Origin of the sequence: Massilimicrobiota sp. An105, assembly GCF_002161155.1 — a bacterium.
Classification (GTDB): Bacteria; Bacillota_I; Bacilli_A; order Erysipelotrichales; family Coprobacillaceae; genus Allocoprobacillus; species Allocoprobacillus merdigallinarum.
The window spans coordinates 79,181-89,866 of record NZ_NFLY01000004.1; the positions used below are offsets into that span (position 1 = coordinate 79,181).

The window sequence follows — 10,686 nt, forward strand, 5'->3', positions numbered from 1 at the left end:
TAAGATCATTGTTCTTTATCGATTATTTTATCCAAAACTTTTGCCATTCTTGTGATCATTGGTACTACCAATGCATTCCCCATGCAAAAGAATCTCATCCTATTAGGCATTCCACTATTAGTCCAATCGTCATCGAAACCTTGCAAACGTTCTGCTTCGATTGGAGTCAATGTTCTCAATCTTCCTGTTCCAGGATCTGAAACGACATGTGTGCTTCTATTCAAAGTAGATTCGCTAGTAAGCATGGTTCTACCTGGTTTATCCCATGAATCCGGAAAAGCAATAGGACCCTCTGAAAAGACATACTCATGCCCTGTCTTTGATACACGATTTATTTTTTTCGCACCTTTCAAATAAGTCCATTTGCTCATTTTTTCGTTTGTTATATAAAAACTTTCGTCAACATTAGACTGTAAGATATCTCCCAATAGTATAGGTATCTCCATTACTGGAACGACATTATTTGTATATATTTTTCCGTTTCTCATCAATCCAGCTGATTTAAAATCAAATGAAAATTTATCTGTCATTTCTAATAAATCATTCATCAAAGTTCCTTCAAAACAATTCTCTACTTGTTCAATCGGAAAAGATTTCGCCATGAATCCATCTGAATTGATCAGTGATAATTCGTCCATTTCTTTTACTGAATCAGCATAAACCGTATCATTTCTATATGCAAAGATAAATACTCTTCTTCTGCGTTGTGCCGCACCATATTCAGCAGCATTTATCACTCTCCACTCAGCAGAATATCCTAAGGTATTCAAACAACTTAAGATGATACCAAAATCTCTCCCACGTTGCTTTGCTGGAGATTTTAATAATCTATCAACATTTTCAAAAATACAAAATGCTGGTTTCTTTGCTTCGATGGTATCTCTAATTTGCCACCATAGAACTCCTTTTTTTCCTTCGATACCTTTTGAGCTAGATAACGATTGAGCTACTGAATAATCTTGGCAAGGAAATCCACCAACCAAAAGGGTATGGTCTGGAATAGCATTTTTATCTACAGTAGAAATATCTTCACAAGTATGAAATTCCCCATTTATATCTGGTGAATCTCCAAAATGTTGCACATAGCACTGATTTGCCCATTGTGTTCTCGCCCCTGGTTCCCATTGTGAAAACCATGTAGTTTTCCATCCAGAATCGGCTCTTTCAAAACCTAATCTAAATCCTCCTACACCGGCAAATAATTCACATATTGTTTTGTTCATAAAGTCCTCCTAGTTTACACTTCTCACTTATTTTTTTGGAATCTAAGCTTTGCCTTGAACACTATCAAACGATAGATCATGATTCCATACCGAAATGAGCCTCAGCTCAAAAAAGAAAATCAATCAATAACTTCTATGATTTCATCAAAACTATTGCAACCTAAAAACTTATAAATCTTTAATAAATTTTCCATCGAAATAGTCTCATTTTTTGACAACTTTGCTAAAGTCCCAGGAGAAATTCCAGCTTCTTTTGCAAATTCCGTCTTTTTCAAACCTTTATCAATTAATTTTTTGAATAAATTATTATAACTGACTTGCATATTGATTTTCCTTTCGACAATAAAATTATATCAATTATCATCATATAATTGAATAGTTTTTTCATATAATTGGATTTTTTATTTGTTAAATTGAAAAAGCCTCAGGGCTAGAGGCTTATTAACATTTATTCATCAACGTTGATACTGTTCAAGTTCCGCTCCATATGTTATTTCATTTAACACCATGCAACGAAGTTTTTTATTAATCTCACTAAATAACATAGATTTTTGTTTCTTATTTAGTTTTGAATAAGTTTCAACAATTTCCTTATCATGGATCAATATCATTTGCGCCTGTGCAATAAATAAATCTAATGACATCTTAGCTACGTTAGTGATGTCTTCTTCCAACAGACCTTCTTTAATTAGATAATCCAAATAGTCTTTCTTATTATTTTCTAATATGAACTTTCTTTTTTCGATAAAGAAATCAATAAGATTGTCGCTTAGATATTTTTCTTTAAATTTTTCATATAAAGTCATAATTATTTCTCCTTTTATCTTCTTATAAAAATCTTTCTGATATTGTTTTGATTTACATAGCCATGATTTCATTGATCAACATTTCTTCTACCATGACTCTTATGCTATTCATCTCTTGAACCCATCTCATTTGATCTTGTTCTTTTAATTCTTCTGTAATATTTCTTGACAGTTTATATTGTTCGATAAGGATTTCATAGCGTTGATTTAACTCTTTATCCATACGAATCAATTCTTCATTCAGTTCATCTTTTGCTCGTAAAGCAAGGTAATGACCAGGATGTTTTTCTTTTTATTTAATTTGGCATTCAACAAGAAAGATCGATTGATCTTACCGTGGAGAACTACATATCCTCCTTTGACCATTTCCTGATTCATTTCTTGAATCAACTTATAAGCGTAAGCTTTTGACATTCCCAATGTATCGGCCACTTCTTGGGCTGTCATGAACAATTTGTTTGACATCTTAATCTCTCCTTTCTCAAAGTTGTTAAACTTTTTTATTCACGTATATTATATTAAACATATTTGTTAACGTCAACACTTTTGTTAACTTTTTTGTTCTCTTTAGATATTATACATGATATAATTAACTTGACCCTTTATATGAATCGAGGTGAAACCATGGATATAGGGCAAAGAATTCGTTTCGTTCGTTTGTTTAGAGGTATGAAACAAGAAGAACTAGCCGAAAAAATCGGTTTAGGCGGAGGAGAAAACGGAAGAACGCGAATTTCTCAATACGAAAATGGAAAAAGAACTCCAAAAGAAGATTTATTAGAAAAAATCAGTGATGCTCTTCAAATTGATTCTTTATATCTAAGCAGTAAAGAAAAGACTGACGCTTTAGATTTGGTTTTTACATTATTTGACTGGGATGAAGGTGGTCTCCCTGTCGAAATCATTGAACACGATGGTAAACTTCTACTCGATTTAAACAATCCACTATTTTCAGATTTCTTATTACAATGGGCAAATAAAAAAGCTGATCTTAAATCCAAAAAAATCAGCAATGATGATTACATAGAGTGGAAGATTAATTACAAAGGATAAATATATTAGCCCATCATTAAATGAATTTGATTGACCATTAAGCACATATAGATAATTAATATTTTTGACAATTCCTAAATTAAATGGAATATCTAGATATTTCTATCAAGAGTGAGAAGTAATTTTCGTTTTTTTAAAAGTTCTAATTTGCGACCTGTGTAATGTGGTCAATCAAATAAATGAATACCATCTAAAAAGTTTTACCAACATGGAGAGAATATATGGAATTAGAATTTAAAATAGTCGATAATGAATTAATGTGTGTCTATACTCCTCAATCAGGTTTTGATTATATTTTAGATAAAATATATAACAAAGGCTATAAGGTTAAAAATACATTTTTTGTACAAGAAAAAGATTTAATCAATATTAAAGAAGGATCACTACATTTTATAATTGGAAAAAAAGAAGAAAAATACATAAAGCTTAACAATGACATTTTTGAAGTTAAAAATAATTTTTATTTTCTTAGTACAATTGATTTTAAAGAAAAATTATTTGTTGCACCATATAGAATTAGTATTATCAAAAAATTAGACAAACTTATTACTTTTGATTTTTATGTAGGTAATGAAGATGAACATAATTTCGAAATATCCTTTGATTTATATTTAGAATTGTTGCGACAATTCCCCACCTCTACCGAGTTAGAGCATTATTCAAAAAATAGAATTTCCTCTATTTTAAAAGAAGCCTTACCACAAATCGATAAATATGAATATATATACAAAAAATATTTATCTAGAAAAAAACAAGTATCTTTTATTAAAAATGAAGAGGAGGAATATTCTAAAAATATTGAAATAGAGTTAGAACAATTCACAACTGCTTTAGATGAATTAAAAGAATTATTAAATGACAAAGAACATACCGAAGTATATTGGCAAAAGAAGATTTGCTCAATTTTACAACTCATTTATCCAAAATATATCCTTTGTAAAAGGGAAATGCAATTTAGAGGTATTGATAATTATGATAAAAAACCCGATTTTGTCTTAGTTGATGCCAATGGTTATATTGATATTTTAGAAATCAAAAAACCAGATACTCAAATTTTAACAAAACAATCTTCTTACCGCAACAATTATGTACCAGTCAAGAATTTATCTGGCTCAATTTAACAAATAGAAAAATATTTGGTATGTTTAAATAAACTAGACCCTGATAAGAATGAATTTTTTTCTATATTGCAAAATTCATTACCACCAAATATCAAACCTATAGCTCTAAATCCGCAAGGAATTCTGCTATTGGGTAGAAGTAATCAGTTTAATAATCAACAAAGACATGATTTTGAACTAATAAAACGTCAATACAAACATATTACTGACATCATGACATATGATGATCTAGTGATTCGTCTTGAGAATATTATTTATTCATTAAAATTACGTTTAAAAAAAGATTAAATTGCGTCAATTGGTAGCATTTTGATAGTAATCCTCGCCTAAACATCAAAAAAAGCCTTTATTTAAAGGCTTTTTTCATTGGATTACTAATAAAATTCGACTCTATAAGTCATTTTCTCTTATGTTATATTACATTTTATTATTAATCTTATCTAATATGTACTAATTACATCATTTTTTAATATTATAAATTGTATTATATGCTCAATATGACCTCAAATTAAGTACATCTTCCAAATTATTTTCAATTCGTTTTGGAACTCTCATTATTTATGTTATATGAATTATATTAGCTTTTGTTACAAATTATTTTTTAAAGATCAATTTGTAATTATGTTTAAATCGTTAATTTCTACAGTTTAGCTTTGCACACAACATAATCAAGAAGTTACTGCTGTTTGAACATAAGATATTAATTTATTGTATGTTTCATCATCAAATGAATCTCCACTATATACCTTTAAACACATTGCCTTTATATCCGATAAAATATCTTCACTTACTTTTGTTTCCATATCTTTTATCATCTCATCAATTCGTCTTTTTATCTCAGTTAGATTATCAGAAAGATATTGCCTATCCTCTTTATCAACAAGAAATTCACGATTTTTAGAATACATCCATAACTCCTCACCCAAATCAACCAAACAACTAAGTTTGGCATTTGTATGTTGTTTATCTTGAAGTGTATACTCACCATCAAAGCATTTTAGCAATTGATGTGTAACCTCAAAAGGATATGGAGAAGAGAAATAATCCATTTCTTCTTCTTTCCTTAAATTTATGACATTGTCTAAGTATTTAAATAGCCTTTTAGGAAACTTGATTGCATTTGGAAGAACCTTTCCCTCATCATCTGCAACCAATAAAAGCAAATAATCAAACGAAGATTCTGCAAACGGAATAACGGTATATAGGAAAGTATTCATCATTTCCTCATTTGCAAGATCAAATTTTTTTAGCAATATTGGATAGCACAAAAATGTATTATCATAATATGAACTTATAGGTAAAATAGCGTCGTACAATACGATCAATTCTTCCATAGTATTATTCATATTTTCTAATTCAGCTTTTTTTATCGATGAAAACCAATTTTTGGTTTGATATTTATTATAATTGTCATTAGGAACATGAGATAAATAGTATTCACAACACATATAAGTTTCAAGGATAGAATTTTCCTCATGAGCACATAGTTCAATATGTTTATTTTGAAGCTCACTATCTAATCTAATATCATTAAAGAATCTCTGAACATTATGCAATTCCACTAACGCCTCCTTTAAATTATAAATTATCAATCGTTTAGCACTTTCCTCTTTTTGGATAAAACTAGTAAATTGATTAGCAAAATTTTGGATATCACTAAAATACTTTTGTTTTGCCTTATTGAACAATATAGGTAGTTCAGAGGTTTTTTCAAAAGGACGATGTTCTCTAGGATATGACAAATGTGCAATCATCATGTTATTGTAGCGATTATGCAAGTGATCAAAAGATTTACCAGCGTCACCAAATCTCTTTTTACCCAATATTTTATGTAAAATTGCAGAACTCACGAACATCAAATCACATGCGCATTTACGAACATCTAACCAATAATCAATCCATGCATATACTGTATCAAATTCATAATTACTTTCTATTGTTCTTAACCATAGTTCATTAAACTCTTGATGAAATGTTATCACTATATTATTTCGAGGCATTTCTTTATGTGCATCATTAGGAATTTGGTAGGTCCTCAATAAATCGATTTCTGGCTTTATTGCATCTGCACAATACTTTTCAAATATAGGTAGTGTACGACATATATCTGTTAATCTGCTAACACTTTCACTATTTCCTTTTAGAATATCACTAGCTCTAAGCAAATAATCAACTTTTATTATTTTTTTATCATCGCTTAATAGAATCTTATGAGAATTAGTTTTATGTTTGAGATAATTAATTATTTCAAAAAGATTATTCTCAACATAATCTCTATATTTAACTTCATTTCCACAGTAAGACGAATACATTAACAATGATACTGTTTTAAGAGAATGATTTTCGACGTTATTCCACAAATCATCTAATGATATTTGTACTGATAAATTCATTGAAGGATCGATATTATAAAGCCAATAAATAATGATTGCATATGACTCTAAATCTTTAATGTTTTTAAAATCAATTTCTTTTATTTTTGAATACAAGGATAAACTTAAACAATAGATATCAGTTTTTGAAGTTCTAAATTCTGGAATTGAATCACGTAGTTCAATCATATATTGAACATTTCCATTATCAGGCATCAATTCAGACATTTTTCTCAGCATGTCCACTTCAGGTTCATAATCTTTAATTTTTATAAAAGGACATAAGTCTAGTGCTACAAACATTAATGCACCATGTTTGTGTGCATAATCAAACACCGATCTATGAGTTTGAAAATACTGCATTACACTTCCCGAAAAGGAGCCTCGGATTGCTTTAACAAAACGTGAAAAGCATTGTTCACAAATCCACATATCAACAACATTAGTATAAAATTTTTCTTTATCAAAATTGAATTCTGGAAAATGAGAAAATAATACTGAAATATCAGAATCAGATACAATCTTTAAAATTGAAAGAGCTGTTTCATCAAGAGAAATATATTCATGCAACCGATTAATAATATGCTGTGATCGTACTGGATGCAACCCCTCAATATAGTCACCTTCTGAACTAATATGCACTAGAAACTCATCAGCTAAGCTTTTCAATAATTCAGCAATATCTATATCTGTTTTAACTATTAAATTATTTATTAGAGATTTAGTCTCAATTTTAATACCACATACATCAGCAAAGCAAACTTTTCTTAAAATTTCAAGCTTGCAACCACCCGCTGATGCATTACCAATTTGTTTCATTTGAGTAGATATACGTTCAGCAATCATCTCTCCATGAGTCAAAAGATAAACATATTCAATAAGAAGTTGACGATTCGAAATCCTTGCCCACGCGTTTTTCCAATCTGTAATACCCTCATGAAGTTTTTTCTCTTTTTTAAGCACATTATATATATCCTCTGCCTCTTTTTCACTTAAGGTTGGTTTAATGATTTGCAAATGATGAAGACAGCTAATGTCTCCACCATAATTGTACCAATCATTTTCTCGAGAAGTTACAATAAATTTATAATGATATGTAACATTTGTTTGCATAAGTTGAGCTAGCAAATTCCATTCGCTTAAGTGAGCATCAAGATTATCAAGTAAAATAAGTGGTTTTTCCCCTATTCGTGTACGCATACGAAAATACTCAATAATATTTCCTAACTCTCCATCGTTATTACATTTTATAATCTGATATGGTGTGTATTCTTCGGCTAATAAAGATATCGCCCTTAGCGCAAGCGTAGTCTTACCTTGACCACTTGATGTTTTGATAATTGTGATTGTATTTTTGTGAATTGAATTAATAATCTCATTTTCAATAGTTGGGCGTATCACAGGTATGTTATTTGCTATATCTGAAGGAGTGGCTTTTTTCCCTTCATAATAGTCCGAAGAATATTCATCATTTTTAGCAAACTGAAGTCTTTGAATCCAAGAATGAGCTGGATTTTGAGGCCCTTTACTTATATCAAATTTTATTTCATCTATGAGATGAATTATTTCATTATTTGTCACTTCTGCACGATTTACTATTTTATCAAAACATAATACTTTTATACCATTGGCAAATAAAGAAATATTATCAGTTTCAATCTTAAAATTTTTTATCAACAGATTCTCAATGCTTTTTTCTATAGATTCTTTTTTAACATTTTCGAAAGATAACCTTTGAATAAAATCATCAAAATTAAAATCATTCCAATTCCATGAAATAGTTTCTTTTTTTATATTATCAATTTTACTTTCCCAGAATTGCCTTGATTTTTTATCAATGTTTCCTGAAAACAACTTACTTAAATTTCCAGCTGCAACTTGAAAATCATATACTAATTTGAAATATCTATTTTTGTCAATCAAATATGCCTCAAGATAATTTTTCAACACACTATCCATAAAACTAGCATCCTGCCGTTGAGTAGAGTATTTTAACTGAATGTGTGTAATCTCTCTACAATCATCAACAGATTCTATAACATCAATATCTTCAATTCCTTCTAGCGTAAAAACTGTATTAGTATCAGAAGATAAAATCAAATTACATGAATATAAAAACTGGTAAGAGTACCCTCTCAATGCAATCTGTCCACCATCTCTAGATTCCTGCAGTTCTTGAATTTTGCATTTATCCTTCGTGTTCCTTTCGCGTTTTTTTTGTTTCTTTTTTTTACCCATATTGATATCCTCTTTTATTCATTAAAAATTTAAAATGTTTTGAATATTTGTACTGATAATTAAATCAAAAAATATCTATTATCCACAAATCTTCAACATATAGTTATGTATATATATTATCTCATCAATAAACGCTGTCCTCAATAATAATAAGAAATTAAAAAAATTTTACCTCTAGCCTAATTATCTTTAAATTAACATTATTACATTTTCATGAAAGAAATATTCTATTCAATAATTAATTACCATATTAAAGCTTTTCAGAATATCAACATACTATGGTTAAATCGGAACAATTATTCATGCAACAAAACAGATTAGTTCAAATAACGAATTAAAGAACTTCTCTAAAATATATATTATATATAGATTCGCTGAATACTGATTATTGTTATGAAAAATTCAATAGAACATTATCTAACTCTTATTCTATAAAAGAAAATTTCATAGACCATCTGAGCCACTTGTAATACTTTCTTGTTTTAACTCCGTTTTTTCGGCTATGTTAACCCATAGAGATGTTATCAGTAATAAAGTCAGTTCCTATGTACTGTGAACGCCTGAAAGTACAGTGACATTGAAACAAATCTGTAAAAAATGTTTTGATGTCACTATTTTTACACTTTATTCTGTATGCTATTAATGCTAAATATTCATCTAAATATTTTGATGATATCCCATTATGTTTAATCGTATACTTAGCTATTTGTGAATGGATATAATTGACATGATTGATATGATAGATTCCTCTTTTTCTTTTGTCCCCATTTTTAAATGCATGGTGTTTAATTCCTTTTTCTTTGCATAAATTTCTATATGCATAAAAACCATCTGTACATAAATCACTAACTCCCTCTATAACTTCTCCATATATTGATTTGACTTCTTCTCCAAGTGTTGTTGTTCCTATTTTTGCTACTTTCAAAAAGATATTTCCTTTTCTGTCTACTGCACATGCTATTTGAATTTTGTCGGTATAAGATGATCCATATTTATGTTTCATGCTTTTTCTTCCTCTTTGATATGATTTTCGAGGAAGTTCTTTATTAGTATTTTGTTTCTTAAAATTTCCTGAATAGCTGATATAGGCATTTGTTTCGTCTATCTCTGCTATTCCTTCCAATTTTACAGTATTCATCTCATTAGCTAATGCATTCATAATTTTATGTCGCATATAAAAACTAGTTTTTAAAGATACACCAGCATATTGAGCACAATCTCTTAAATCCTCATCTTTAGACATAATAAGCAAATATTTAAACCATGTCACAATTGGAAGTTTTGTTCCTTCTAGAATCGTTCCTTTATAAATTGAGAAGGATTTTTGACATTCATGACAATAAAGACGTTGTAGTCCATTTTTGTAATGTCCGTTTTTAGTTACATGTGAGGAACCACAAATCGGACATATAAAAGAATCTGAATATTTATATTCAAGTGCTTCCAAAATTATTGAAGTATAGTCATTAATAAGTTTATTATCTTTGATATACTGAAGCAATTCTTCAACATCATCAATATTTAATTGATCTAATTCTTTTTTATTTCTTCCAATTTCATTGTTATTACCACCTTAACATTTATAGTAATAAGTATACACCATTAGCAACACTATGTTTTTTATATATTCAAAAACATTTTTGATCATAGCATCTCTATGGGTTAACATAGCCGTTTTTTCGGAGTCTATCCTCTGGTTTAGAAGTCATCATTTTTTTGATTAATGTATAATGACATTGATAATTATTTATGGGGGTCATTGTTTATGTCAAAAAATTGTGCTAAAGCTAAACCAAAAATTATGAGTCATATCACTTTCAATAAGCTTTTCTTCAATAATGATGATATGTGTAGAAATTTCTTTTTGAATGTT

Annotated in this window: 8 protein-coding genes and 1 pseudogene; 2 read left to right on the plus strand and 7 right to left on the minus strand. The window is 28.9% G+C overall.

Annotation, left to right across the window (positions count from 1 at the left end; all coding sequences use genetic code 11):
* Positions 1-5: 5 nt before the first annotated feature.
* The 5 genes from dcm to B5E48_RS01890 form a co-directional block, all read right to left on the minus strand.
* A complete protein-coding gene (dcm, locus tag B5E48_RS01870) occupies positions 6-1,223 on the minus strand; it encodes a DNA (cytosine-5-)-methyltransferase (RefSeq protein ID WP_087303890.1) in 1,218 nt (405 codons plus the stop codon).
* Positions 1,224-1,342: 119 nt separating this feature from the next.
* Positions 1,343-1,546: a helix-turn-helix domain-containing protein gene (locus tag B5E48_RS01875; protein ID WP_087303891.1), complete on the minus strand. Its 204-nt coding sequence runs from the start codon at positions 1,544-1,546 to the stop codon at positions 1,343-1,345.
* 132 nt (positions 1,547-1,678) lie between these two features.
* Positions 1,679-2,029 (minus strand): hypothetical protein, encoded by a 351-nt coding sequence (locus B5E48_RS01880; protein ID WP_143747000.1) that lies wholly within the window; start codon positions 2,027-2,029, stop codon positions 1,679-1,681.
* 52 nt (positions 2,030-2,081) lie between these two features.
* Positions 2,082-2,261, minus strand: coding sequence for a TnpV protein (locus tag B5E48_RS01885; protein WP_241146906.1), 180 nt, complete (start codon positions 2,259-2,261; stop codon positions 2,082-2,084).
* A gap of 8 nt (positions 2,262-2,269) precedes the next feature.
* Positions 2,270-2,494 (minus strand): hypothetical protein, encoded by a 225-nt coding sequence (locus B5E48_RS01890; RefSeq protein WP_087303894.1) that lies wholly within the window; start codon positions 2,492-2,494, stop codon positions 2,270-2,272.
* A 159-nt stretch (positions 2,495-2,653) separates the two neighbouring features.
* Between B5E48_RS01890 and B5E48_RS01895 the strand changes: the two genes are divergently transcribed.
* Together B5E48_RS01895 and B5E48_RS01900 are read left to right on the plus strand one after the other, a co-directional pair.
* Positions 2,654-3,082: a helix-turn-helix domain-containing protein gene (locus B5E48_RS01895; protein ID WP_087303895.1), complete on the plus strand. Its 429-nt coding sequence runs from the start codon at positions 2,654-2,656 to the stop codon at positions 3,080-3,082.
* A 257-nt stretch (positions 3,083-3,339) separates the two neighbouring features.
* Positions 3,340-4,491, plus strand: a pseudogene (locus tag B5E48_RS01900) (Shedu immune nuclease family protein).
* Between the two features lie 380 nt (positions 4,492-4,871).
* Here B5E48_RS01900 and B5E48_RS01910 read toward each other — a convergent pair.
* Positions 4,872-8,813: an ATP-binding cassette domain-containing protein gene (locus tag B5E48_RS01910; protein WP_087303898.1), complete on the minus strand. Its 3,942-nt coding sequence runs from the start codon at positions 8,811-8,813 to the stop codon at positions 4,872-4,874.
* Between the two features lie 505 nt (positions 8,814-9,318).
* Positions 9,319-10,314, minus strand: a complete 996-nt coding sequence (locus B5E48_RS01915) for an IS1595 family transposase (protein ID WP_087303899.1) — start codon at positions 10,312-10,314, stop codon at positions 9,319-9,321.
* Positions 10,315-10,686 lie beyond the last annotated feature (372 nt).

Excerpts from the sequence above, each read along its gene's own strand:
- dcm (WP_087303890.1), bottom strand. The coding sequence starts at position 1,223 with ATGAACAAAACAATATGTGAATTATTTGCCGGTGTAGGAGGATTTAGA.
- B5E48_RS01875 (WP_087303891.1), bottom strand. The coding sequence starts at position 1,546 with ATGCAAGTCAGTTATAATAATTTATTCAAAAAATTAATTGATAAAGGT.
- B5E48_RS01880 (WP_143747000.1), bottom strand. The coding sequence starts at position 2,029 with ATGACTTTATATGAAAAATTTAAAGAAAAATATCTAAGCGACAATCTT.
- B5E48_RS01890 (WP_087303894.1), bottom strand. The coding sequence starts at position 2,494 with ATGTCAAACAAATTGTTCATGACAGCCCAAGAAGTGGCCGATACATTG.
- B5E48_RS01895 (WP_087303895.1), top strand. The coding sequence starts at position 2,654 with ATGGATATAGGGCAAAGAATTCGTTTCGTTCGTTTGTTTAGAGGTATG.
- B5E48_RS01910 (WP_087303898.1), bottom strand. The coding sequence starts at position 8,813 with ATGGGTAAAAAAAAGAAACAAAAAAAACGCGAAAGGAACACGAAGGAT.